This is a genomic window from Reinekea marina (assembly GCF_030409715.1).
GTDB lineage: Bacteria > Pseudomonadota > Gammaproteobacteria > Pseudomonadales > Natronospirillaceae > Reinekea > Reinekea marina.
In genome coordinates this window covers 18901-43341 of the sequence record NZ_JAUFQI010000001.1, presented here as the reverse complement: position 1 = coordinate 43341, position 24441 = coordinate 18901, and the positions used below count along the sequence as shown (strand labels likewise).

At 43.2% G+C, this 24441-nt stretch carries 24 protein-coding genes and 1 pseudogene; 19 read left to right on the top strand and 6 right to left on the bottom strand.

Annotated features, from left to right (window positions below):
- Positions 1-10 precede the first annotated feature (10 nt).
- The 6 genes from QWZ13_RS00265 to QWZ13_RS00240 all read left to right on the top strand — a co-directional run bounded on the left by QWZ13_RS00265 (position 11) and on the right by QWZ13_RS00240 (position 5857).
- Positions 11-547, top strand: a complete 537-nt coding sequence (locus QWZ13_RS00265; RefSeq protein ID WP_216000586.1) for a F0F1 ATP synthase subunit delta — start codon at positions 11-13, stop codon at positions 545-547.
- A 13-nt stretch (positions 548-560) separates the two neighbouring features.
- Positions 561-2105 (top strand): F0F1 ATP synthase subunit alpha, encoded by a 1545-nt coding sequence (gene atpA, locus QWZ13_RS00260; protein ID WP_216000585.1) that lies wholly within the window; start codon positions 561-563, stop codon positions 2103-2105.
- A 45-nt stretch (positions 2106-2150) separates the two neighbouring features.
- Positions 2151-3017, top strand: coding sequence for a F0F1 ATP synthase subunit gamma (atpG, locus tag QWZ13_RS00255; RefSeq protein WP_290279941.1), 867 nt, complete (start codon positions 2151-2153; stop codon positions 3015-3017).
- A 21-nt stretch (positions 3018-3038) separates the two neighbouring features.
- Positions 3039-4439, top strand: a complete 1401-nt coding sequence (atpD, locus tag QWZ13_RS00250; RefSeq protein WP_216000583.1) for a F0F1 ATP synthase subunit beta — start codon at positions 3039-3041, stop codon at positions 4437-4439.
- A gap of 23 nt (positions 4440-4462) precedes the next feature.
- Positions 4463-4885, top strand: a complete 423-nt coding sequence (locus tag QWZ13_RS00245) for a F0F1 ATP synthase subunit epsilon (protein ID WP_216000582.1) — start codon at positions 4463-4465, stop codon at positions 4883-4885.
- Between the two features lie 63 nt (positions 4886-4948).
- Entirely contained in the window at positions 4949-5857 is a 909-nt protein-coding gene (locus QWZ13_RS00240; protein WP_290279939.1) for a DMT family transporter, read from the top strand.
- Here QWZ13_RS00240 and QWZ13_RS00235 read toward each other — a convergent pair.
- Positions 5849-8464, bottom strand: coding sequence for a bifunctional diguanylate cyclase/phosphodiesterase (locus QWZ13_RS00235; protein ID WP_290279938.1), 2616 nt, complete (start codon positions 8462-8464; stop codon positions 5849-5851). The genes QWZ13_RS00240 and QWZ13_RS00235 overlap by 9 nt on opposite strands.
- A 213-nt stretch (positions 8465-8677) precedes the next feature.
- Between QWZ13_RS00235 and QWZ13_RS00230 the strand changes: the two genes are divergently transcribed.
- The gene (locus QWZ13_RS00230; RefSeq protein ID WP_290279937.1) at positions 8678-8935 is read left to right on the top strand and encodes a PilZ domain-containing protein; all 258 of its coding nucleotides are present in this window, start codon (positions 8678-8680) and stop codon (positions 8933-8935) included.
- Between the two features lie 12 nt (positions 8936-8947).
- Here QWZ13_RS00230 and QWZ13_RS00225 read toward each other — a convergent pair whose 3' ends face one another.
- Positions 8948-9922: a hypothetical protein gene (locus tag QWZ13_RS00225; protein WP_290279935.1), complete on the bottom strand. Its 975-nt coding sequence runs from the start codon at positions 9920-9922 to the stop codon at positions 8948-8950.
- A 57-nt stretch (positions 9923-9979) separates the two neighbouring features.
- Here QWZ13_RS00225 and QWZ13_RS00220 point away from each other — a divergent pair, with 57 nt between their 5' ends.
- From QWZ13_RS00220 to QWZ13_RS00210, 3 genes are read left to right on the top strand one after another with little or no spacing between them, the layout of a single operon-like run.
- On the top strand, positions 9980-10414 hold the full coding sequence (locus tag QWZ13_RS00220; protein ID WP_290279933.1) for an SRPBCC domain-containing protein: 435 nt from the start codon (positions 9980-9982) through the stop codon (positions 10412-10414).
- A complete protein-coding gene (locus tag QWZ13_RS00215) occupies positions 10405-11061 on the top strand; it encodes a TIGR01621 family pseudouridine synthase (protein WP_290279932.1) in 657 nt (218 codons plus the stop codon). The genes QWZ13_RS00220 and QWZ13_RS00215 overlap by 10 nt, the downstream gene beginning before the upstream one ends.
- Positions 11054-12283 carry a DNA recombination protein RmuC gene (locus tag QWZ13_RS00210; RefSeq protein ID WP_290283214.1) on the top strand — a complete coding sequence of 410 codons (1230 nt, stop codon included), beginning with the start codon at positions 11054-11056 and terminating at the stop codon, positions 12281-12283. The genes QWZ13_RS00215 and QWZ13_RS00210 overlap by 8 nt, the downstream gene beginning before the upstream one ends.
- On the opposite strand, the gene QWZ13_RS00205 is transcribed toward QWZ13_RS00210, so the two are convergent.
- A complete protein-coding gene (locus QWZ13_RS00205) occupies positions 12280-12534 on the bottom strand; it encodes a DUF4404 family protein (protein ID WP_290279930.1) in 255 nt (84 codons plus the stop codon). The genes QWZ13_RS00210 and QWZ13_RS00205 overlap by 4 nt on opposite strands.
- A gap of 108 nt (positions 12535-12642) precedes the next feature.
- On the opposite strand from QWZ13_RS00205, the gene QWZ13_RS00200 reads away from it, so the two are divergent.
- The 4 genes from QWZ13_RS00200 (at position 12643) to QWZ13_RS00185 (ending at position 17164) form a co-directional block, all read left to right on the top strand.
- Positions 12643-14847: an ATP-dependent helicase gene (locus tag QWZ13_RS00200; protein ID WP_290279928.1), complete on the top strand. Its 2205-nt coding sequence runs from the start codon at positions 12643-12645 to the stop codon at positions 14845-14847.
- A gap of 314 nt (positions 14848-15161) precedes the next feature.
- Positions 15162-16463 (top strand): beta-barrel domain-containing protein, encoded by a 1302-nt coding sequence (locus QWZ13_RS00195; RefSeq protein ID WP_290283212.1) that lies wholly within the window; start codon positions 15162-15164, stop codon positions 16461-16463.
- A 192-nt stretch (positions 16464-16655) separates the two neighbouring features.
- Complete coding sequence (locus QWZ13_RS00190; RefSeq protein ID WP_290279926.1) at positions 16656-16808, top strand: hypothetical protein; 153 nt, start codon at positions 16656-16658, stop codon at positions 16806-16808.
- Between the two features lie 197 nt (positions 16809-17005).
- The gene (locus QWZ13_RS00185) at positions 17006-17164 is read left to right on the top strand and encodes a hypothetical protein (RefSeq protein ID WP_290279925.1); all 159 of its coding nucleotides are present in this window, start codon (positions 17006-17008) and stop codon (positions 17162-17164) included.
- Here the strand turns inward: QWZ13_RS00185 and QWZ13_RS00180 are convergent.
- Positions 17139-17276 (bottom strand): hypothetical protein, encoded by a 138-nt coding sequence (locus tag QWZ13_RS00180; RefSeq protein WP_290279923.1) that lies wholly within the window; start codon positions 17274-17276, stop codon positions 17139-17141. The genes QWZ13_RS00185 and QWZ13_RS00180 overlap by 26 nt on opposite strands.
- A 17-nt stretch (positions 17277-17293) precedes the next feature.
- On the opposite strand from QWZ13_RS00180, the gene QWZ13_RS00175 reads away from it, so the two are divergent.
- The 5 genes and pseudogenes from QWZ13_RS00175 (at position 17294) to QWZ13_RS00160 (ending at position 23769) form a co-directional block, all read left to right on the top strand.
- Entirely contained in the window at positions 17294-17539 is a 246-nt protein-coding gene (locus QWZ13_RS00175) for a hypothetical protein (RefSeq protein WP_290279921.1), read from the top strand.
- Between the two features lie 264 nt (positions 17540-17803).
- Positions 17804-18397, top strand: a pseudogene (locus tag QWZ13_RS19880) (CPBP family intramembrane glutamic endopeptidase); the annotation flags it as partial.
- Between the two features lie 18 nt (positions 18398-18415).
- Entirely contained in the window at positions 18416-18583 is a 168-nt protein-coding gene (locus QWZ13_RS00170; RefSeq protein ID WP_290279919.1) for a hypothetical protein, read from the top strand.
- Positions 18584-18814: 231 nt separating this feature from the next.
- Positions 18815-20881 (top strand): peptidase domain-containing ABC transporter, encoded by a 2067-nt coding sequence (locus QWZ13_RS00165; protein ID WP_290279917.1) that lies wholly within the window; start codon positions 18815-18817, stop codon positions 20879-20881.
- Between the two features lie 62 nt (positions 20882-20943).
- Positions 20944-23769 carry a M16 family metallopeptidase gene (locus tag QWZ13_RS00160; protein ID WP_290279915.1) on the top strand — a complete coding sequence of 942 codons (2826 nt, stop codon included), beginning with the start codon at positions 20944-20946 and terminating at the stop codon, positions 23767-23769.
- 13 nt (positions 23770-23782) lie between these two features.
- Here the strand turns inward: QWZ13_RS00160 and QWZ13_RS00155 are convergent, their stop codons facing one another.
- Both QWZ13_RS00155 and QWZ13_RS00150 read right to left on the bottom strand, forming a co-directional pair.
- Complete coding sequence (locus QWZ13_RS00155) at positions 23783-23989, bottom strand: hypothetical protein (RefSeq protein WP_290279913.1); 207 nt, start codon at positions 23987-23989, stop codon at positions 23783-23785.
- A 33-nt stretch (positions 23990-24022) separates the two neighbouring features.
- Entirely contained in the window at positions 24023-24433 is a 411-nt protein-coding gene (locus tag QWZ13_RS00150) for a c-type cytochrome (RefSeq protein ID WP_290279912.1), read from the bottom strand.
- Positions 24434-24441 lie beyond the last annotated feature (8 nt).

The following is a 24441-nucleotide window of genomic DNA, read 5'->3' as shown; positions in this document are numbered from 1 at the left end:
AGATGGGAATATGGCAGAATTAAGTACGCTCGCCCGACCTTACGCGAAAGCTGCATTTAATGCAGCCGTTGAAGCCGGCGAACTATCCGCATGGTCTTCAGCATTAGCAACGCTTGGCGCAATTATTGGCTCTGATGAGGTACACCAGTTTATTGGTAACCCATCAGTAACGGCATCTGAGAAAGCGACTACTCTTGCGCAGTTAGCAGGGGATGATTGCAACGAAGGGGCGAAAAGCCTGCTAGATGTATTAGCAGAAAATAACCGTTTTCCTTTGTTGACAGAAATCAGCGCACAATTTGACTTGCTCAAAGCCGAGCATGAAAAAAGTGCCGATGTAGTCGTTAAGAGTGCCTTTTCACTCAGCGACGCTCAGCAAAAAACGTTATCAGATAAACTGGCGAAGAAGTTAGATCGTGAAGTTTCTCTGACAATTGAAATCGATACAGCCTTAATTGGCGGTGTCATCATCAAAGCTGGCGATCTGGTTATCGACGACTCCGTACGCGGAAAATTGTCGAAACTCGCTGACGCAATGAATTCCTAATGAGGGAAAACGCATGCAGCAACTGAATCCTTCAGAAATCAGTGACATTATTAAGGATCGTATCGCGAAGTTAGATACGGGTTCTAAAGCACAAAATGAAGGTACTATCGTCGGTGTATCTGACGGTATTGTACGTATCCACGGTCTAGCCGATGTAATGTACGGCGAAATGATCGAATTCGAAGGCGGCGCTTTCGGTATGGCACTTAACCTAGAGCAAGACTCTGTGGGTGCTGTTGTACTTGGTGAGTACAAGATGTTGGCCGAAGGCCAAACTTGTAAGTGCACCGGCCGTATTCTTGAAGTCCCTGTTGGTCCTGAACTACTGGGTCGTGTGGTTGACTCTTTGGGTAACCCAATCGATGGTAAAGGCGATATCAATGCGAAATTGTCTGACCCAATCGAGAAAGTTGCACCAGGTGTAATTGCTCGTCAGTCGGTCGATCAGCCGGTACAAACTGGTTATAAATCTGTTGACTCAATGGTACCAATCGGCCGCGGACAACGTGAGCTTATTATTGGTGACCGTCAAACAGGTAAAACAGCGATGGCCGTTGATGCTATCTTGGCTCAGAAAGGAACTGGCATTAAATGTGTCTATGTTGCTATCGGCCAGAAGCGTTCAACCATTGCTAACGTTGTACGTAAATTAGAAGAGCACGGTGCGATGGAATATACCACCATCGTTGTAGCTTCGGCTTCTGAACCAGCATCGATGCAATTTATTGCACCATACTCTGGTTGCTCTATGGGCGAATACTTCCGCGACCGCGGTGAAGATGCCCTAATCATTTACGATGATTTGTCTAAGCAAGCCGTTGCTTATCGTCAAATTTCATTGTTGTTACGTCGTCCGCCGGGTCGTGAAGCTTACCCAGGTGACGTTTTCTACTTGCATTCACGTTTACTAGAGCGTTCTTCGCGCGTAAACGCAGAATACGTAGAAGAATTCACTAAAGGTGAAGTAAAAGGTAAGACAGGTTCTTTAACTGCATTACCAATTATTGAAACCCAAGGTGGTGACGTATCTGCATTCGTACCTACCAACGTAATTTCGATTACCGATGGTCAGATCTTCTTAGAATCTGATTTATTCAACGCAGGTGTTCGTCCTGCTATGAACGCCGGTATTTCGGTATCTCGTGTGGGTGGTTCGGCGCAAACGAAAATCATGAAAAAGCTGTCTGGCGGTATTCGTACTGCATTGGCTCAGTATCGTGAACTTGCGGCATTCTCGCAGTTCGCATCTGACCTAGACGACGCTACTAAAGCACAGTTAGACCACGGTGCTCGTGTTACCGAATTGATGAAGCAAAACCAGTATGCGCCTTTAAGCGTTGCTGAAATGGCTGTCTCAGTTTATGCCGCTAACGAAGGTCACTTGAATGAACTTGAAGTTTCTCAAGTACTTCCTTTTGAAGCCGCTCTTCATGCTTACATGAACAGTGAACACGGCGATCTGATGAAAGAAATTTCTGAATCAGGTAAGTGGAATGATGATATCGAAGGCACCTTTAAAGCCGCTTTTGAAAAATTCAAAGCGACTCAAAGCTGGTAAATTGATTCTGGCTACGAAAGTAGCCAACTAACTGAGGCTAATGCTATGGCAGTCGGAAAAGAAATACGAACGCAGATAAATAGCATTAATAATACGCGAAAAATTACCTCTGCAATGCAGTTAGTTGCAGCGAGTAAAATGCGTAAAGCTCAAGATCGTATGTTAGTGAGCCAGCCGTACGCACAAAAAGTGCAAGCGGTAATTGGGCACCTAGCCAATGCGAACACTGAGTATAAGCACGTTTATCTGCAAGATCGTGAAGTAAAAAGAGTGGGCTACATTGTCGTGTCCACCGACCGAGGTCTCTGTGGTGGTTTGAACGCTAACCTTTTCAAGGCGATCAGCAAAAATGCTGAAGAATGGAAAGCAAAAGGTGTTGAAACTCAGGTTTGTGCCATTGGTAGTAAAGGCACAGGTTTTTTCAAGGCGCGTGGATTCGACGTAGTCGCATCCATCACGCATGTTGGCGATAAGCCAACCGTAAAAGACCTAATCGGCGGCGTTAAAGTTATGTTAGATGACTTTGAAGCCGGCAAGATTGACCGTCTGTATGTTGTTTATAACGAGTTTATAAACACCATGGTACAGAAACCAAAGGTAGACCAGTTGTTACCGTTGAAAGCGGCAGAAGATGAAACGAAGCGCAGTTATGCGTGGGATTATCTCTATGAGCCAGATGCGGAATCGCTTTTGAATGGATTGTTAACACGCTTTATCGAAGCCCAGGTATACCAGGGTGTTGTCGAAAATGGAGCCTGTGAACAAGCCTCTCGAATGATGGCTATGAAGAGCGCCACCGACAACGCTGGTGAAATGATCGATAACCTGAAACTTGAGTACAACAAGGCCCGACAGGCCGCGATTACTCAAGAAATTTCTGAAATTGTTGGCGGCGCTGCGGCGGTGCAATAACGGTTTAAAGAGGACACAAACATGAGTAGCGGACGTATTACGCAAATCATTGGTGCCGTTGTAGACGTAGAATTCCCACGTGAAAGCGTGCCACGTGTTTACGATGCATTAATGGTCGATGCGAAAGGTCTAACACTAGAAGTTCAGCAGCAGCTGGGCGACGGTGTTGTACGTACAATTGCAATGGGTTCAACTGAAGGTCTGCAACGTGGACTAGACGTGAACAATACTGGTGAAGCGATTTCTGTACCTGTAGGTATGGGTACATTGGGTCGCATCATGGACGTATTGGGTAACCCAATTGACGAACGTGGCGAGATTGAAGTAACAGAAAAGATGGGCATTCACCGTGAAGCGCCTACTTATGCTGAACAATCTCAATCTCAAGACATTCTTGAGACAGGTATTAAAGTAATCGACTTGGTCTGCCCGTTTGCTAAGGGTGGTAAAGTTGGCTTGTTCGGTGGTGCCGGTGTTGGTAAAACCGTAAACATGCTTGAGTTGATTAACAACATTGCTACAGAGCACTCTGGTTTATCTGTATTCGCAGGTGTTGGTGAGCGTACTCGTGAAGGTAACGATTTCTATCACGAGATGTCTGACGCAGGCGTAATTAAACTGGATAACCTTGCCGAGTCTAAAGTTGCGATGGTTTACGGCCAAATGAATGAACCACCAGGTAACCGTTTACGTGTTGCTTTGACTGGTTTGACCATGGCTGAAAAATTCCGTGACGAAGGTAAAGACGTACTTTTCTTCGTAGATAACATCTACCGTTATACTCTTGCTGGTACCGAAGTATCTGCATTGTTAGGTCGTATGCCATCTGCGGTAGGTTACCAGCCAACTTTGGCTGAAGAAATGGGTGTTCTTCAGGAACGTATTACTTCAACGAAAGAAGGTTCTATTACTTCTGTTCAAGCGGTATACGTACCAGCGGATGACTTAACTGACCCATCTCCAGCAACCACCTTTGCTCACTTAGATGCAACGGTTGTATTGAGCCGAGATATTGCAGCTTTAGGTATTTACCCTGCGGTAGATCCTCTTGACTCTACTTCTCGTCAGTTAGACCCACTAGTTATCGGTAACGAACACTATGATGTGGCTCGTAATGTTCAAGGTGTTCTTCAGGGCTATAAAGAGCTGAAAGACATCATTGCGATCTTGGGTATGGACGAATTGTCTGATGAAGATAAATTGACTGTAAGCCGAGCGCGTAAGATTGAACGTTTCTTGTCTCAGCCTTTCCACGTTGCTGAAATCTTTACGGGTGCTCCTGGTAAGTACGTATCGTTGAAAGACACGATCCGTGGCTTCAAAGGCATCTTAGACGGTGAGTACGATCACATTGCCGAGCAAGATTTCTACATGAAGGGCAGTATTGACGAAGTTGTGGAAGCTCACAACAAGCGTAGTTAATCACACACTGGAGGTAACATCACATGGCTATGACTGTACGTTGCGACATCGTCAGTGCCGAAGAGAAGGTCTTTGATGGCCTTGTCGAACTGTTGGTGTGTGAGGGTGAAGCGGGCGAGCTCGGCATAAAGCCAGGGCACGCTCCTCTACTAACTCGATTAGTGCCGGGACCTGTCCGAGTCATTAAGCAGCATGGTAAAGAAGAAGTCATCTACGTAGATGGCGGTTATCTTGAAGTTCAGCCAAACCAAATTACGGTTTTAGCTGATACAGCTGTGCGAGCCGATGACTTAGACGAAGCGAAAGCCGAACAGGCGAAGCAAGCGGCTGCTCAAACCTTAGCTGATAGCATGGCAAGCAAAGAGTTTGCTGAAGTTGCTTCTCAGTTAGCAAGAGCTGTTGGCCAACTTCGTACCATTAAGCAGGCACGAAAAGCACTTCGTTAATAACCATTTTTGGTTTAAGTTAAAAGCGACCCTAGGGTCGCTTTTTTTTTAGTGAGAGGGACAATGGCAAATCAAACAGTAATTGCAGTAGTGCTCGCTTCGACCGCCAGCTTTTTTTGGGCGGCCAATGCAATTGTAGGAAAGATGGTAGTGGCAACATTACCGGCTTTTACCCTTTCACAGTTTCGTTGGATTACCGCTTTTTTAATTTTACTGCCATTCGGTTTGCCAAAACTCCTCGCCCAAAAAAACTGGTTTAAAGCGAATTTTTGGCCATTGGTTGGGTTGTCCATTTTAAGTGTTACCCTGTACAACACCTTCCAATATTGGGCATTAGAATATACCCAGCCCGTTAATGTAGGGGCCTTTTTAGCTATGCTTCCAGTATTTATTGCCATTGTGTCGAGTATATTTGGTGGCGCTAAACAATCACTTATCCAGTGGATTACTTTTTTGTTGGCGGTGTTTGGCGCACTTGTCGTTGTTACGCAGGGAGACTGGTCAGTTTTAAGAGAATCTGGTACTGGAGTCGGTGAATTGCTGCTTGTGGTCGCCATGCTCAGTTGGTCTTTCTATACCGTATTATTGAAAAAGCTGTCACCCATTGGTATCAGTTCAGTGGCTTTATTGACATTTTTTATGGGTGTTGGAACGCTCTTTATTGTTCCGTTTTGGGTATTTGATATGGTTCGAGAAGGCGCATTCATTGTTCCGGCTAAGGATCAATATTGGGCTGTTCTGTTTGTAGCCCTGTTCCCTTCATTGGTGTCTTACTTTTGTTGGATATCGGCCGTTAACAGATCAAACGCAACTATTGCAGGTTTAATGATCACGACTGCGCCTTTGTTTAACGCAATTTTAAGCATGGTGGTGTTAAACGCGACAATAAGCCCAATACAATGGATGGGCATTGCATTGGTCAGTGCAGGTGTTGCCGCTACACTGCTGTTGAATAAAACGGCATCACGCTAACCTGTTGATGAGATCTTCAATGGGGGCTGGTTTATAAAAGTAGAAACCTTGGAGCTCTTCGCACCCTAACTTTTCTAGATAAGAGACTTGCTCAATGGTCTCAACACCCTCTGCAACCGTATGTAGCCCTAAGGTGTGGCCCAAATCAATAATGGCTCGTACCAACTCATTCGACTTATCACTAAAGCCAATGTTTCGAATGAAGCTCATATCGATTTTAAGAACGTGTAGCGGTAAAGATTGCAACATACTTAAATTAGAATAACCGGTACCAAAATCGTCAAGGGCGAACTTAAACCCTAAGTCATTAAGTTCCTTCATATTGCTCAACACGATATCAGACTCGACCGCGATTGAATGCTCGGTAACTTCTAACTCTATACAATTAGGGTCAATATCGAACTTATCGAGTGCCTGTTTTACCTTGCTTACTAAGGTAGTGTCTTCTAACTGGCGAGGAGATAGGTTGATGGATATCGATAATCCTCTGGGTAGCTGATCTTTATATTGATGTAGTGCTGAAAAAGCCGCGTTCATGACCCAAGTACCAATATCGGCTATTAGGCTGGTACCTTCGGCAATCGGAATAAACTCGCCAGGTGAGACAAACCCTAGCTCAGGGTCTTGCCAGCGTACCAGCGCCTCCATGCTCAGTGATGAGTGATCCCCAGTACTGCTGACCCGAGGTTGAAAGACAATGTAAAAGTGATCATTCTTCAGAGCGCTTGGAAGGCTAGCCAAAATTCGCTGCCGGCGGTTCGTTTGAGAATCCAACTCGGCTGAATAAAATGAATAGTGTCCGCGTTTATTAGTTTTAGCGATCGATAATGTTTGTTCACACCGCTGTAACAGATGTTCAAAATCTAGCCCATCGTCTGGGTATAGAGCCACACCACAGGTAAGTTGCGGAAATACCTCTTCATTATTTAATCGATAAGGCATTTTTAACTTTCGAAGGATATTTTCAACCGCGATAACCGACTGGCTTGCTGTGCCGACATCGACAAGTGCTACTGCAAATGTGTCACCACCTAATCTAGAAATAAAATCTGTTTTGCGACAAATGGTGGTTAATCGGCTGGCGATTAGTTTTAGCAGCTCATCACCAACGGCTTGATTGTATTTTTCATTGACGGATCGAAAGTCATCAATGTTGATCAGCATTAAACCAAGAGTGGTATTACGACGATCACACAGGGCGATGTTTTGTGACACGAGCTGGTGAAAGTGTCGACGATTAGATGCACCTGTCAGCGGGTCAAATGCTTCAAGCTTTGCCACTTGCTTTTCTTGCTCTTTAATCGTTTGAATATCGCGCACAATGCCAGTTAACTCACCATCTTCAGAGCGTGCGATTCGGTGTTCAAACCAGCGATAGCGTTCGCCAACTCTAAGGCGATGCTGAGTCGTGATTCTGGTGAGTTTCCCGGAGGAGAGTTCCTCAAATGCAGTCTGAACCTTTTTGTGTTCACTCGGATGAACCAAGCTATCTAAGTCTTTGAGCGCAATTGTTTCTTTCATCACGCCAATTAAACTTTGCAGCGGTTCTGACAGCTTGAAGGAGTCATCGCCCGATTGCCGCCAAGAGCCCAGTTGACCTAGGCGCTGAGCTTCGATTAAGGCGTTTTTGTTTTCTAAAATGGCGCTGCGTTGTTGGTCTCTTAAGCGAATAGAATGCCTTTGCCATGTGAAGCTAGACGTTAATAGCAGCCAAGCTAAAAAAGACACCGCATAAGAGGTCCATCGCGTTCGAGTGATCGTCGATTGCAGTAAATCAGATTGAATATAGATATCTACTTTAATATCCTGATACTCAACTCGTTTTAGGATGCTCTTTTGAGGTTCTGCTTGGTTAACTAGGTAATAAGGGTCTGCATAACCGGTGACGGCAATAGATAGCTTACTGGACTCCGAAACGAGAGGAATCAGCTGTTCTTTTAGGCTTTGTAAAGAAAGGACGCCAGAAATGATGACATTTGGTTTGCCTTCGACTGGTACCACTCGAATCACTCCAGGCACGCCTTGTATTAAATCGACCGGGCCGATGATGCCAGGTACATTGGTTTTTAATACCTCATGATATACAAACCCCATGTTGGGAGTTTCGCCTAAATTGCGTGCGAGTACCTTTAAATTGGCTTCAGATTTTGGGTAAACGTGTTTCGCAATAAGATCTTCACTGATGGCAATATTTAAGTAGTTGTTGCGGTAATCAGGCAGCAGCTGTTTCATCCAGTTTTGAAAAACTCGGTCCGTCAGTACTTCTTCATTGGCGATTAACAGATTCAAAGAATCGAGAGCGGCAGAGTTGTTGAAGAAAAATTGCTGCAGAGTACTCTCGATAACATCGAATTCTGTTTCAATTTTGCTTTCTAAAACCGAAGTAGACTGTTTTAACAGTGCCGGTAGGTACCATTTAGTTACCGGAACCACGATCAATGCCATTATCAACGCAAACCCGGGCAATAGCATTTTGGGCGATTTTTGCACTACATAGATTAAACTTGCCACACCGAGCATTGTGAGTAAGAGGTTAATCCAGACTGATGGAAGCAGTAAAATAGCAACTAAACAGACAGATGCGATAATGGTGAGAATAAATGTCATAGTTGCCAGTTAATCTTCGGTAGGAGAATAGTTAGTTTCATTCGATTTAGTATAGCTGAGTCAGCGTATCTGTCACTTTTTCGTGCTAAAGTTTTTAACTGTGTTAAAAAACGATTAAATAAAGAGCAAGGCCACAGAAGGCTTTGGGGTACAAGCTTTAAAAATAGCGTGATACTGTAGTCAAAAAAACGACACTAAAACAGGGTGAGTTAAGTGACAGAATCGAGAGCGCCAAGATGTGGACAGCTGGAAATACCACTGACATTGGTCACACAAGACAACCAGCCATTGGTTTGTTCATGTATTAATATCTCCAGTACCGGAGCCTATCTAAGACCCGCCGAGCCCTTAGCTGAAGTAAAAGTAGGGACTATGTTTCAGACGAAAATGCTTAAAAGGGGCACTTTAACGAGCGTATCGATTGTTGTTGAACGCGTTGAGGCCGATGGGTTTGCCGTTAGGTTTGTATAACTCGGCTATTAATTAGGCTAACGGGCAAGGCCCGGAGCCCAAACCGGTACCCAATGTAATCATCATTGCCGGTTGATTGAACCGAAAGGCTAGCCCCGCTGCTGAACTGTCATGTTCTAGCAATGCAAGCGAGCCTAACCCACAACTGGGCAGCCAATCATCGTTTAAAGCCTTCGTTAGGTTTTCGCAATCAGCTTCCAATTGATAGTAAATGCCAGATTTATATTGAAATGGATGACCTTCGTTTAGGTAGCAAGCTAAACTAATGGCTACGGGTAACGGCGACGATAACTCACGGCGTGTCTGCCTCAAAACCTCTAATACTCCCTGTTTACCAATGTGGCCATGCGCGTCAGTAAAGGAAGCCGTAGAAAATTCTGTTAGTTCTTTTAGGCGATTACCATAATTAGACGCCACCGCTCGTTTAATGCCTGTAGCTCCGAAATCAATCACCAGTAAATCCGTAGCGCTTTTTACGGTTTGGGCTAAGCCAATTAACGCCGTTTGACCGGCCCAAGGCGAGCTCAATACGGTAACTTCAGGAAGCAATGCTTCAATACGAGAGGCTAAATATTGACCAAATAAACCCGTTGTTAAGCCACCAGAAATAACGATGGTGTCGGTATGTTGCCAATAGTGCATCAACGCTGTTAAATCTGTATTGGCTTTTGATGGCCACCGTTGACCTGCTTTGGCGGTATGAATCACACTGGCGAGTCGGCGGCTGAAGCAATCGAGAATATCGTTATGTTGCGCATTTTTATCGCTGAATTCGTCCAAAAATCGGCGAATATTCAATGAGCGATCCACGATAAAATGTGTGATAAGTTGCTGTAACGCAAGGCTAGAGGCCAATTGAGCCCCAGTGAGATTTTCTGCACCCAGTAATGGGTCCTGTTGAGATAACAGTGAGCATTCAACTTCTAAGTGATTCAACGAGCCATCAGGCGTCATCGTCAATGATTTGCTGTCAGGGCGGTTACGCATCTAGATTACTCTGGTAAACTTATCTCATTCAGTTTTATTACTTGGAAGAACCCAACTATGTCCACACTCTATCATGAAATTAGTTTAGTAACTTCTCCAAGTGATGTTTGGGCCGCGTTAACTACGCGTGTAGGGTTATTAAAGTGGTGGCCCGATGATGTTTCAATTTCTGGCGGCGATAGCTGGTGTTTAACGCACCAGGCGACAAAATCTTCAATCATCATTAAGGTCGTTGAAGACATACCCGACCAAGCGCTTGAGTGGTTGTGCGTGCAAGGCCCTGAAGATTGGGTGAACACATTGATTCATTGGCGCTTAGAGAGCCAAGATGATCGTCAAACCTTAACGTTGGAGCATCGCGATCTTCAAGTGACGTCACAACATGCTGCTGGGCTAAACACCTTTTGGGGTGTGACCATTGATCGACTCAAACAATCTTTACTCAGCGAAGTTAATCCAAACGATGACGTAGACTTGGGTTTATGGACCTAACAAATCAACCGTTAGATACTCCCTATATTATTGAGCGTCATGAGGGTTTTTGTATTGTCTTTAAACCCATTGGGTGGACAGTTCAAAAAGATGCCCAAGCGCCTGGGATATTAGAATGGGTGACGCAAACGCTTTCTGTGCCGTGCTTTCCTGTTCATCGATTAGACAAGCCTACTTCAGGGTTACTGATTGTGGCCCTAACTCGTGATGCGAATCAAAAACTTAGCCAATTGTTCGCGAGCAAGGAAATTCAAAAAACATACTTAGCGATCAGCGATCAAAAGCCGAAAAAAAAGCAAGGCTGGATCAAAGGTGATATGGCGTCCAGCCGCCGCGGTCAGTATAAATTGTTGCGTAGCCAAGAAAACCCCGCAATAACTTATTTCGAATCTGAATTGATAGAGCCAGGAATACGCGGATTTAAGTTGTTCCCAAAAACTGGTAAGACGCACCAGTTACGAGTAGCGATGAAAAGCATTGGAAGCCCAATATTAGGGGATGCATTATATTCTGGGTCGCCATCGGCCCGTCTGTATTTACACGCCTGGCAATTAGCGTTTGATTTAGAGGGTAGAAAATACAGTGTCATAGCACCGCCCAAAGACCCTTTGTTTCGCCAATGGTTAGAGAGTGATCAAAATGATTGAATGGTTGTTTGCCGATAAAAGCTTATTTGCAGCGGTCTTTGTATTGGGTTTTGCTGTCAGCAGTTTGGCTTATCTTTGGCTCTATGGTCGTGGACAGAGAGAACAGGGCGAATTACTGGAGACATTGAAGCAATACGAATTAGAACTCGCAAAAGTTCAAGGCCAATTACTTCAATCACAAGAATTGGATGTCACTAAACAACAACTAAAAAAAGAATTTAGTTTATTGGCTAGCCATTTGTTTGAACAAAAAAACAATCAATTTCAACAGCAATCAAAGGCCAATATCAGTGCTATGTTAGAGCCTTTTGAAAAGCAATTGTCTCACTTTCGTCAGCGAGTTGATGAAATACACACGCACGATACTCAAGGCCGAGCGATGTTGCAATCGCAGCTGAATCAGCTTAGAGATTTGAATGGCCAGCTGCATAAGCAAGCCGAAGACCTTACCCTAGCTTTACGTGGCGACAAAAAGTTGCAAGGTAACTGGGGTGAGTTGCAGTTAGAGCGCATATTAGAAAGCGTTGGTCTTAAAAATGGTCGAGAGTATCAACGAGAAGCAAACTTCAAAACCACTGAAGGACAGAATCAGCGGCCCGATTTTGTCGTTAATTTGCCCGAGGGCAAGCACATCATAATAGACAGTAAGGTTACTTTAAATGCGTATCAACGCTATGTCAGCGCAGATGACGAAGAGACACAAGTACAGTACTTAAAACAACACATCGCCGCCGTACGCCAGCATGTTCGAAGCTTAAGTGACAAAAACTACCCGGCCTTAGAAGGCTTAAATGCGCCTGAATTTGTGCTGATGTTTATGCCGATAGAAAGCGCATTTGTGACCGCCTTCGAAGCGGAGCCGCGTTTATTTGATGAGGCTTTTGAGCGCAATATTGTTGTTGTCACGCCTTCAACTTTATTGGCAACATTAAAAACGGTTGCCACCATGTGGGTGTTAGAAAAGCAGAATGAAAATGCATCTATCCTGTTTCAACATGCCGGTAAAATATACGACAAAATGACGGTGCTGGTGAAAAAGTTAGAAAAGCTCGGGCAGCAAGTGGAAACAACACAATCAACCTGGCAAGAAGCGATGGGGACGCTACGAGATGGTCGCGGCTCATTAATTGAACAGGTTGAAAAATTAAAGGACCTAGGGGCACCGACGTCTAAAACAATGCCCGAAAACTACCACGGCAAGCAAGTAGAGAAAGAAAGCTAAATACCAATCGCGGCTAGCGTTTCAAGAATATTGCGTGCAATGGCTGCGCTTTTTGGGTGCTCAGCTTCGATCTCATCAAGCAGAATTTCAACCGATTCCCTTAAGTTAGGTTCGGCTGGGTCTGCCTCCCCTTCATCGTGTAAATGGTACTGTATTTTTTCCATCAGCATTTGTTGCGTTGGGCTGGCTTCCGATTCTGGCAACTTCTCTCTAAGGCGTTGGAACAAACTTTTTAGCTCGGTTTTAGGCATAATCTGTGCTCCGATTTTGTAATTGTTAGATATTCACTATAGCAAGGTTTGTTGGAGCCCGCCAAAATGCTATTCTAAGCGCTCTCTTCAAAGTCAGACTACCAACCTGTGCGCTATACCGACGAACAATCTAACATCATTCAGCATCCGTCTGGTCATGCCCGTATTATCGCGGTAGCCGGCTCAGGTAAAACCCAAACCTTAACGGCCTATGTCTCCGCTCGTTTAGCGGCGGGAGTGTCGCCCAAACGCATGCTGATCTTAATGTACAATAAATCGGCGCAGCAAGATTTTCAGCGTAGATTAATCGATCAATCGGGCCTGCCTCCGAGTCAGTTACCTAATGTTCGTACCTTTCATTCTTTGGGTTTTAAGCTGTGCGAAAGCTTGGTTGAGCAAGGGCACATGCCAGCATTTGATCGAGCGCTTCTCAAAGACAGCGAGATTGAGCAAGTGTTGTGGCGCATTTTAAGGTCGATAGCCGATGCGACGCTTGCAGAGGATATTCTCGCACGAAAAAAGAAATGGGTAGAACCCATGCTGTCTTTTATCGAGCAGGTCAAAAGTACGTTAGATTCGCCAACGGATGTCTTTGAACGCTCAGGTTTACCCAAAAGTTGCCAGCTTTTTATTGAAGCATTTGATCACTTCGAAGACTGGCGAGCCCAGCAGCAAAAACTCTCTTTTAATGATCTACTTTATGAGCCTGCCCTAAGGTTTAAAAAAGAACCTGCAATTGCCTCGCACTTTGCCGCGCATATGGATGAAATAATTGTTGATGAGTTTCAAGATATCAATCCTACCCAGCAATTTCTGCTAGATACTCTGCATGGCAACAGAGGGCAGGTAATCGTTGTCGGCGATCCTGACCAAACGATCTATGAATTCCGTGGCTCTCGCCCCAGTTTGCTAACGCATACTTTTTCAGAAACATTTGCCAACGTGAAAGATTATCAGTTGAGTAATACGTTTCGCTTTGGTCATGAAATCAGTTTGCTGGCCAACCAAGTTATTGCTGGAAATTATCAAGACAATCACCCTAGAACCCAATGTTTTTCGCATGATTCAACACCCTCAACAACCGTAACAGCTTTGCGAGGAGTAGACAGTGCGGCATTAGCTCTAACCGAAATTAAGCAATGGGCAGAGCATCGGGCACTAAACGAGATAGCGGTTTTGAATCGTCTTTGGTCCAACAGTGTCCGTCTAGAGTTAATGTTGTTATCGGAAAACATACCTTACCAATTAGATCACAGTAAGGTGGTGTTGGAGCGTCATGAGTTAAAGCCTTTTAGAGTGTTATTTCAGCTCGCTTCTGGCGCAAATACCACATGGAATAGCTCGGTTCGCAGAGCTGCATGGCAAGCATTATTAACGCAGCCATTTTTGAAAATTAAAAAATCGTTGACGGATACCATGATGCGCTCGCTCGTAGGCCATACCCATAAATGGGGGCAAGCGCTTCGAAATGCCATTCCTGAAACCTTATCGAAGTATCAAGCTGAGCAGCTGTTAGAGCGAGCACGATGGATAGAAAAAGCTGAGCGTGGCAAAGCCACAGCCTATGAACTGACCGTCGGCTGGGTGCAAGGCACCGACTATTATGATGCTTTAAAAGACAATGCGTTTTCCGTTTCGCAAGTAGACGATCAAATCGCAACGGTAAAAGCCTTCGCAAAATTCCTTCGCCAAAACAATTGGGCCGCGAGCGATACGACTGAACATTTGGCCGTGCTGTTGCAGCAAAAAAGGGAAAACACCGGTGAAGGTGTTTTAATCTCTTCGATTCATAAAGCCAAAGGTCGAGAGTGGCCACTGGTGATTATTCCAGAGTTGAATGGACGCTTTTACCCTTACGAGCCAGAGCATGAAATGGCCAGCCCTAGTTCGTTAGCCAGTGAGCGACGGCTGTTGTACGTCGCCATGACCCGAGCACAAGAAAGGCTAGTGTTGTGTGTCCCAAAAGAAGATTCTGAATTGCCCATGTCGCCTTTTTTACCGATGGACTTTATCGAAGGTATTCCAAAGTTTTTAGAGGCAATAAAAAATGACCAGAGCACTGTTGCTTTACCTAGGTTAATGCACCGACCCAGCGTCGGGCATTACAAAGAGAGTTTTCAAAGTGAAGTAACCATTGATTGGTCTATTGGCAGTACGATCGATAGCCTGGTTGGGCAAACAGTTTCACATCCAAAGTTAGGAATTGGGCAAATAGTCAAAGAAAGCTCAAGTAGAATTTCGATCCATTTTTTGACCGAAAAGAAAATAAGAGAATTTGAACGCGACATAGTGCTGCCGTTGATTAAATTTTAACTTGATTGAATACTCCTTGACTAAAGTATTAAAAGAGTAAGAGATAAATTCCTATTAAGTAATATTTTTATATGGAATCGCCAATTAAAATTTTAGTAGCAGCACAATGTTCTTAACGCATGTAACACCAATCTCTTCATTCCTATTAATTAGCTAATTCTAATTATTGATCACGGTCACAAAATTGATTGTTGCTTTAAAGAGTTGTTGTTTGTTTCAAAAAACACCCTAATATATAAGCCAGATCGAGCAAGGATTGCTCAGAACTGACAATAGAGTTTGTCATGTTTTATTTGGTTTAAAAGGGATTGGCAATGACTACTCACATGGACAATGCATCGCTAGATACTGGTGAACAAAAAGAAGAGCGCCATGGTTTATTTCGCAAACAAGCTGTTGAAAAACAACAAGACAGACTGTTAGGCGATGTTCTAGTAATCCCGCCACTGTCGTATTCCATCATAACGATCACCCTCATATTGTTTGTGACAGCCGCTATGGTTCTATTAGTCAATGGCAGCTATGCGCGTAAAGAAACTGTGCAGGGCTTTCTGGTACCCAATACCGGAGTGCTAAAAGTATATGCATCGCGCTCAGGGATAGTTCGCCAGATCTTCGTAAAAGAAGGTGACAAAGTTGTTAAAGATCAAGCACTCGTATTGATAAACGGCGATCAAATTCTAGCCAGTGGTGATCACCTAGAAACATTGATGTTAGATGAATTTTTATCTCAGAAACATACACTTTCCAATCAAATTGGTCGCTTGCCAGAAGTATATGCAGGTAAGGCGAATGAGCTAGACAAGCGCATAGAGGCTACAAAGAGTGATCTAAAGCACTTAACTAAACAGCGAACTCTAATAACGCAACAACTTGATTTAGCCTCAAGACAGCTAGTAAATATGGAGTCATTAGCTGATCAGGGCTTAGCAACTCAAAGCGATGTCGATGCAGCCATAGAAAAAGTACTGTCGTTAAAGTCCCAACTCCAAGAGATCGCTCGTACTTCAGATGCCCATAAAATAACGCTAGAAACACTTCAACTGCAAAGCACGGCTCTAAGCTTTGAGCAAATGGATAGCGAAGACCAGTTGCAAGCCAGCCTTTCAGCTATTGCGCAAAGTATTACACAGCTTCATGGCCAGCAAGCGTACATATTAAAGGCAAGTAGTGCAGGTGTTGTTTCAAATATTCAAATAAGTGAAGGGCAAGAAGCACTTGGTAATATTCCGTTGCTTACTCTAACCCCAGAGGGCAGCGAGCTTGAGGCAGAATTATTGGTGCCCGCCCGTGCAATTGGTTTTGTTGAAAAAGATCAAGCCGTCAAAATACGTTACTCGGCTTTTAGTTTCCAAAAGTTTGGCCTATATGATGCAACGATAACGAATGTCTCTCAAACCGTATTGTTGCCGAATGAATTAACAGGCTTGGCTATCAATGCTCAAGAACCCATGTACAGAGTGACTGCAAAGCTTGCCCAGCAGAATATTGACGCATATGGAAAACCTTTGAGCCTTAAAGAAGGTATTTCATTAGAAGCCGATATTAAATTAGCAGAACGAACCCTATTAGAATGGTTATTTGAGCCCCTATTCAGTTTAAAAGGTAGGTTGTAGTGCTTGGCTGCATAATTGCAATAGTGAAAATTAGAAATGATAAACGAACAGACAAGAATCACTCGTTTGATGGTGACAAAAGCGGGGCGCCCCTTGAGATATCCGCCAAGATGACTGGAAGCGCCCCTAACCAACACTCGAAAAGGAATGAGGTCTTTCGAGTTTAGCAATAAAACTTGAAAAGGAAAATACATGAAAGATATTGGCACTAAAAATCTAGTAGAAGTAAAAGGCGCAGGTCGAAGTACGGTAGTAATAAGAAGCCAAAACAGACCATTGCCAAAAGCAGGCGGTCAGAAACGTCCATTGCCGACGCCAGGGATAGTTGGACTAAATAAGTATTAAAGAATTTGCTCTATAGAGCAAATCGAGGGAGTGAAATGGTTCACTTGCTTGTAAAGCAAAGCAGCCTTTGAGGAAATCGCCAAGATGACTGGGGTTGTTATTTTTTAAACGGAAAGGAAAATAAAATGAAAGAATTAGCAGATTTTCATCAAGAGCAAGTAATTGGTGGTGGCCGAATTGAGGCTATTAAAAGAGGTGTGAAATGGTTAGGGAACACTGCAGCAGGATATGCGGTATCCAAGGCCGCTGAAAAGGCTTACAAAATGCTAACCAAACCTAAGTCTAACTCCGGAAAGTCTTCAGGTTCATGCCATGTTTCAAACGGTGGAATTAAATACTGCACTGGAGGAAGATAATGAAATATTTGATTGATGAAGATATCACCCATGTTAGAGGAGGTGTTGGCAGGCTAGTAATTAAGAGTGTTAAATGGGCAGCTAAGAAAATTAGAAGGTCCTCAAAGAGCAAGACGGCAGCATCAATAGGTGCTATTTCTGAAGTCCAAAGTGTACGACATAGTGGACACCAAAAGTAAGAATATAGCAGGCGTTAAGCCTGCTAGACTTATTGCTGAAGTATTGCTTCTATCCATATTCAGTTGCGTGGTATACATAAATGTGTCTTTTGAATACAGTGAGAATAACGTCTTCTTACTTTATTCTGCTTGGTATGCGTTAACTAGAGTTTCTAAAATTTTAAAACACCTAAAATTAAAGCTAAACGAAAATTGACAATGTAAATATACACTTGGAATTATTCTAATTTTAAAGTGAAAAATTGTTTATGATATTAGTTTGACTTGGAACTCTTGTAGAACTTAGTAGTTTTAAAATGCTGGTGTTATATTCACGGAATCGGTTTAATCTAGAAAATAAAATCTAAAGTTTAAAAATATTATTTTGATAAGTACTATATTAAATCTCATTTTATTCATAATAAATTAATGAAATGAAAATTTTCTAAATGTAGTTTAAACGGTTCTGTGTAACAATTTTATGTTTTGGAAAAATTTAATGAATATATTAGATAGATTGTTAAAGAATAGATATTATATTTCCATTGTATATATAATTATAACATTGTTTCTTTTGGATCGCTTGGCATTGTCTAAAGAGTGGGTAGTTACTCTTTTATATGTACTCGCTATATACGGATTTCTACTATTAATAGCTTTTGAACCAAAGAGGTATATAGACGAAGTAGGTACTCGCCCCAATATGCCTATTGTTCCGATTGCTATTTCCCTTTTAGCTTTTTCCTACTGCTGTATAATTTTGCAAACGGAGGTGTTGGGTTGGAGTTGGCTGGTTGAGGATGGCTCAAATCTAAAATACAGTAATATTCCTTATTTCATTTCGGATGTTTTTCTCTTCATCATCATTGCTCCAATTGTAGAAGAGATTTTCTTTCGACAGTGGCTTTATGAAAAACTGAAAAATAGAATGAAGCCTCTTTTTAGTATCATTGTGGTAGCACTTATTTTTGGAATTGTACATATTGACCTGATTGGATCATTTGTTTTTTCGATGGTCTTAAGCTTTTACTATATAAGCTCTATAAGTATTGCTAATAATATTTTTATTCATGCTACTTTTAACGGATTTTTGGTGGTTTTTCAGTTCTTTATAGACAATGAAATTATTGGTGATCTAGATACTCTTGCGTCTGTCTACCTAAGTGAAAACATCGCTGTTTTGATGATGTTAATAGTAACTTCAAGTATTTCAATATACTGGCTTACGACGCGGTATATTAGAAGCCTTGAAGAAGTTTAATTTCCTCTAAATAACGTGAGGTATTATGAAGTTACAAAGCTTAGTTTCGTTGTTTTCTGGGCGAGATTTTTGCTATAAAAGTTTCGTTTATATTAACCCAATAAAAATAAATTGTTATTTTTACATATAGCTACTACCGACTTTATTGTTAGAGGTGTTGGGTAAGTATTAATAGGGTTTATGTGTTTCGACGTTAAAAAGTAAAACAAGGAAGTAAAATCAAGATAACTTATGCTTAAATTAATACTACAAACGGAAATTTCAGAATGCGGACTTGCCTGCGTCGGCATGATTGCGGGCCACTATGGCTATGTATCTGACCTCTCAAATTTAAGAAATCAATTTAAGATTTCTTCACAAGGCACAAACTTAAAGCAGCTCATGGATATCTCTGCGAAGTTAGAATTAGCGGGTCGAGCTTTGCAATTAGACCTTGCTGATTTATATAAGCTTCAACTCCCTTGCATCTTGCATTGGGATATGAACCACTTTGTTGTTTTAAAGGCCGTAGGCAAAAACAAAGTTACGGTTCTTGATCCTGCGATCGGAGAAGTCACTTATAGCCACACTGATTTTTCAGCGCACTTCACGGGAATTGCGCTTGAGCTAACACCCACTGCAAAATTCGAGAGAAAGGAGGTGCGACAAAAGCTGACCTTGTCTCACTTTTGGCAGCGTATTTTTGGACTTAAGCGAAATATAATCACCATTGTGGCGCTGTCCTTTCTATTGCAGCTCTTTGCAGTGGTTGCACCTTTTTATATGCAAACGGTTGTTGATGATGTGCTGTTACGGAACGACAGCAGTTTGTTGTTGGTCTTGGCGCTGGGGTTTGGCTTACTTATGCTGTTGCAAACCGCAACTGATACTCTGCGTAGCTTTGTGATCTTGCATCTATCGACAAAATTGAACTATCAGATGGCCGCCAATTTATTTCGTCACCTTATTAGGTTGCCTTTAGACTATTTTGAAAAACGCCATATAGGTGATGTTGTTTCTCGTTTTGGGTCGTTACAGTCCGTTAAAGATTTGCTTACCACGGGCTTAGTTAGCTCCATAGTCGATGGCGTAATGGCTGTAATCACGTTAACGGCGATGTTTATATACTCTGTAAAAGTTGCCTTGGTGGTCTTAGTTATCGTAGGCCTATACACCCTATTGCGCTTTGCTCTTTATCGCCCTTTTCGTCGCTTATCTGAAGAAAGTATAATTGCACATGCCAAAGAAGATTCTAATTTTATGGAGTCTGTTCGAGCCATTCAAACGGTTAAACTTTTTCAGCGGGAGAATGACCGACAAAATTTATGGCAAAATAAATACACTGAAGCTCTAAATACCGACGTGTCCGTTGCAAAATGGGGCATTGCCTATGAAACCCTAAATAGTCTGCTATTTGGTATAGAAAACATAGTCGTTATATACCTATTGGCAACGTCGGTGATGGGTAACCTAATGTCTTTGGGTATGCTCTATGCGTTTATGAGCTATAAAAACCAGTTTGTTGCCCGTATGGATGGGCTAATAGATATGCTCATCGAATTCAAAATGATTGGCCTTCATCTTGATCGGCTTGCCGATATAACCTTTACCGAAGCCGAAGATGTAGACCGTTATACCTCAAAGCTTCAACATCTATCTGATGTTAAAGGATCTATTGAAGTTAAGAACTTAACTTTCCGTTATTCTGAAACAGACGATTCTATCTTTGAAAATATTAGCTTTCGCATCCCCGCAGGTCAATCGGCTGCTATCGTCGGCCCTAGTGGCTGCGGCAAAACTACCTTACTGAAAGTAATGATGGGTTTGTTAAAACCTAATAGCGGGCAAGTCTTAGTTGATGGAGTGGACATTACTAAGCGAGATGATTATCGCACCCAAATAGCCGCAGTGATGCAAGATGATCAGCTTTTGTCGGGTTCGGTAGCTGACAATATAGCCTGCTTTGATCCTAAACTCGATTTCGAGAAAATAGCCTTATGCGCCCAAAAAGCAGCCGTGCATGAAGATATTTTAAAGTTTGGCATGCAATACAATACCTTGGTCGGGGACATGGGCACCTCTCTTAGCGGCGGCCAAAAACAACGCGTGATCCTAGCGCGAGCACTTTACCGTGAACCAAAATTATTATTTCTAGACGAAGCCACCAGTCACTTAGATGTTGAGCGTGAGTCCGTTGTGAATAGCAATATAAAGAAAATGGACGTGACACGCATTATTGTTGCCCATCGCCCTGAAACTATAAAAAGTGCGGACTTGGCTATTAATATGGGCCAGCTTAATAATTCTGTAAGTAATTGATATTAACCAATCTAAGCATATTTACCCATTAGTTATTTACTAAAATCATAGAAGGAACCTTAATGAAAAAGTCAGTAATCGGAGCTACCTTATCTGCAGTTGTACTCGCAGGTTGCAGTGTTCTGTCATCGCAGTCCACAGAACGCTCGCAAGTCGTTTCTTTCAGCGCTGAGCAAGCATGGCAGGCGGTGCCCGATCGGCATATCCAAAGTGGTACATTGCCTAATGGGTTAGATTGGCATGTAAAAACGTTACCCGATAACGGTTCTCGTGACCGAGTAGAGTTGCGCTTACGGATACGCTCAGGTTCGTTGGTTGAGACGGATACTGAATTAGGACTTGCGCACTTTGTTGAGCACATGGCCTTTAATGGCACTGAACGCTTTCCTAAAAATGACATCGTCGAGTTTTTTGAATCGGCAGGCATGAGTTTTGGTGGCGATATCAACGCTCATACCTCGTTTGGCGAGACTGTTTACAAACTGACTATTCCCGCCGATCAACCAGAGCTTATCAAAACCGCTTTTGAAGTAATGTACGACTGGGCAACGGCCATTAGCTTTGCGCAAGAAGAGGTGTCTAAAGAGGCTCCAGTGGTCATTGAAGAATGGCGTTCTAACTTTGGAACAGAAGAGCAGTCTTGGTTGCAAGAATATAACGACTTGTATCAGGGGACGCATTTACTGAATCGTTTGCCTATTGGCGACAATGATATCGTGGCCAGCGCAACGGCCACACAGCTAAGAGATTATTATCAGAAATGGTACCGCCCAGACAACGCTGAGTTTGTTGTGGTGTATCCAGAAGGCGTTTTTGATGCGGTTGAAACGATTAATACTGTTTTTACGCCCTGGACTGCTGAGCCAACCCCTGAAATCAATTACGCATTAGGTGCCGTAGCAATAGAAGGATCTCGTTTTAAAGGTGTCACCGACAGTAATGTCACAAGCCATCAATGGCAGTTATATTTGCCAGTACATCGGTATGGCTCAGACACGCCAATTGCCCGCGAGATTGATTTTATCGATCAGGTCTATACGTCTGTTTTAAGTGCAAGGTTACAACGATTGGGCGAAGTTTCAGATGCTGCAATTATTGATGCTGGCTCTCAAATAGGGGAGTTCTTTGAACAAACTAAATACCTAAATGTATGGGCGACGGCTTATGATGGGCAACAAAACCAAGCGCTAAACGATATAACACTAGAGCTTAACCGCCTACAACGATATGGTATTACGGCCTCCGAGTTTGCAACGGCCAAACAAAAAATTCTTATGCAGAATAAGAACATTCAAAGCTGGTTGCAAGGTGCCGATAGCGGGAGTCATGCCGATTATTTGATGTACTTTTTAAGCACAAACATGGCGTTAGAAGACATTGATGCCGCGGTTATTGAATCGGAAAAAATGGCAGCTGCTGTTAAACTTGAAAAGATCAATCACTACATTGCTCAAACCATCGGTTCACAAGACCTGGCCGCCTATTTTTATCACCCAAAAACAATCACACCTGAGACGCAAGACTGGGCCGCAATATACGCGAAGGCTTGGCAGCAAGAGGTGAGTTCGCCAGTTGAAACTTCTGCTGCAGGGGGAGGGCTTAATTATGAATTCCGAGGCTCCATTAGCCAAGAATTTGACCTAACAGAAGAGGAAGGTTTGTTTATTTGGGCGCTAGAGAATGGAATTACCGTCGTTCTTAAGCAAAGTGACATTGAACCGAGTCGTGTCTATACCCAAACTATGGTTTTTGGTGGCAACCGTCAAATGAGCAATGACCTCATTGCGGCTTCGGAGCAATGGAGTGAGGTCCGTATTCGTTCTGGGCTAGAAGGCCGAAGCGGCCAAGATTTTTTCGATAAATTAGATCTTGATGGCATTGGTTACAATGTCTTTATTGATGGAAACGCTAGCGGGGTCGAACTTTCCGGTCAAGCAGACCAGCTAGGCCAAATGTTAAAGCTAACATCTGGTTCATTGACCGATGTTGCATTGAACGAGCAAATGATCGCTCTTACCTTAAACAGCAGTGTGGAACACAGTGCACAATACCAAACTACCCCGACGTATGAATTTGAAAAGCAGTTCTTAGCGGCGGTTTATGGCGTTGAAGATCCACGTTATGTCTATTTCAGCCCAGACGATATTGCTGCGGTTACAAGTGCTGATCTTGTTGCGGTGCAAGAGTCGATTTTAAAGGATAATCAGGGAGTTATAGTGGCTATTGTGGGTGATGTAACGCCAGATCAAGTTGCCCCCGCCTTAAAGACTTATTTGGCGGGTTTGCCATTGCCTGGGCCAAGTGTTAGCAGAAGCTTGGGACCAATTACCACAGAGAGCCGATTTATCCGCGTTGCGGGTCAAGCTGAAGAAAAAACCGACATAACCTACCTTTTTGCACAGACAGAATTACCCGTTGACGTGCAACGCTACTTAGCGTCGGAAGTGATGATTCAAGCTGTAGAAAAACGCTTGCATAAAGCGATACGTGAAGATTCGGGTCTCACATACGGAACGGCGGTTTCTCAGGGTATTCAGACCTTTGATCAACAGCAGTGGCAATTACAAATTCACCTGAGTACAGAACCAGCTCGAGAAAAAGAAGCCCTAACCGCATTGGATGAAACCTTGCAAAAACTGATAGAAACCCCGTTGACGGACCAGGAGGTCTTGGAAGCAAGTCATCGTGTGGCGGAATCAGAAAAACAAAACCTCGCCACCAATACAGGTATTTTGAATAATCTAACCGGTATTCTATTTTTAGGCGGCGATATTACAGATTATGATAATGGTGAGGCTATGCTAGCCACTGTCACAACTGAGCAGGTGAATGACTTACTTGGTTTGTTGTTAAATGGGAAAAAAGTTGTCGCGGTACACCACCCATAACGTCGAATTGGTTTTATTTAGGGTTAAAGCAGGTGTTTGTCTTTAGCCCTATTCTTACCTGGCTGTATAAATTAGTGAAAAAACGAAGAGTTATTTTGGTGGTAGACTCAGTAGTACGTACATTGGAGTTAAATACAGAAGTTGAAGTCGAACTGTTCACAAAAGCAGGGTTGGCGCTGACGCTCAAAGGATGGGCATTAAAAAGGGCAGCATAGGCCACCCTTAAATTTTTGCTTGTACTCAGATCAATGTTTTATAGACCATTCAACATGTGATCAACGGCGGCTTTCACTTCATCGTCGCTCAACGCGGCATTACCACCACGAGGCGGCATCGCATTGAAGCCATTAATAGCATTTGCGTAAAGTGTGTCTAAACCTTTGGCTTGGCGAGGCGCCCAAGCTGCGGCATCACCTAATTTCGGCGCATTTAAGGCACCAGTGCCGTGGCAGGCGGCGCAGGCTGTTGTATAAACTTGATCACCACTTTTAGGACCCGTGTCAGCAACGGTCGCTGTAGCCGTGGCGGTTGTACATTCTTCGCCTTGCACACAGACGTTTCCGGCCGGTTTCAAACGTTCGGCTACTTCGTCTTCATAGCTTGTATAGTCGGCAAACACGAAGCTTGCAGTCAATGTACTAATTAAAATAAGCAGTTTTTTCATGTATTAGT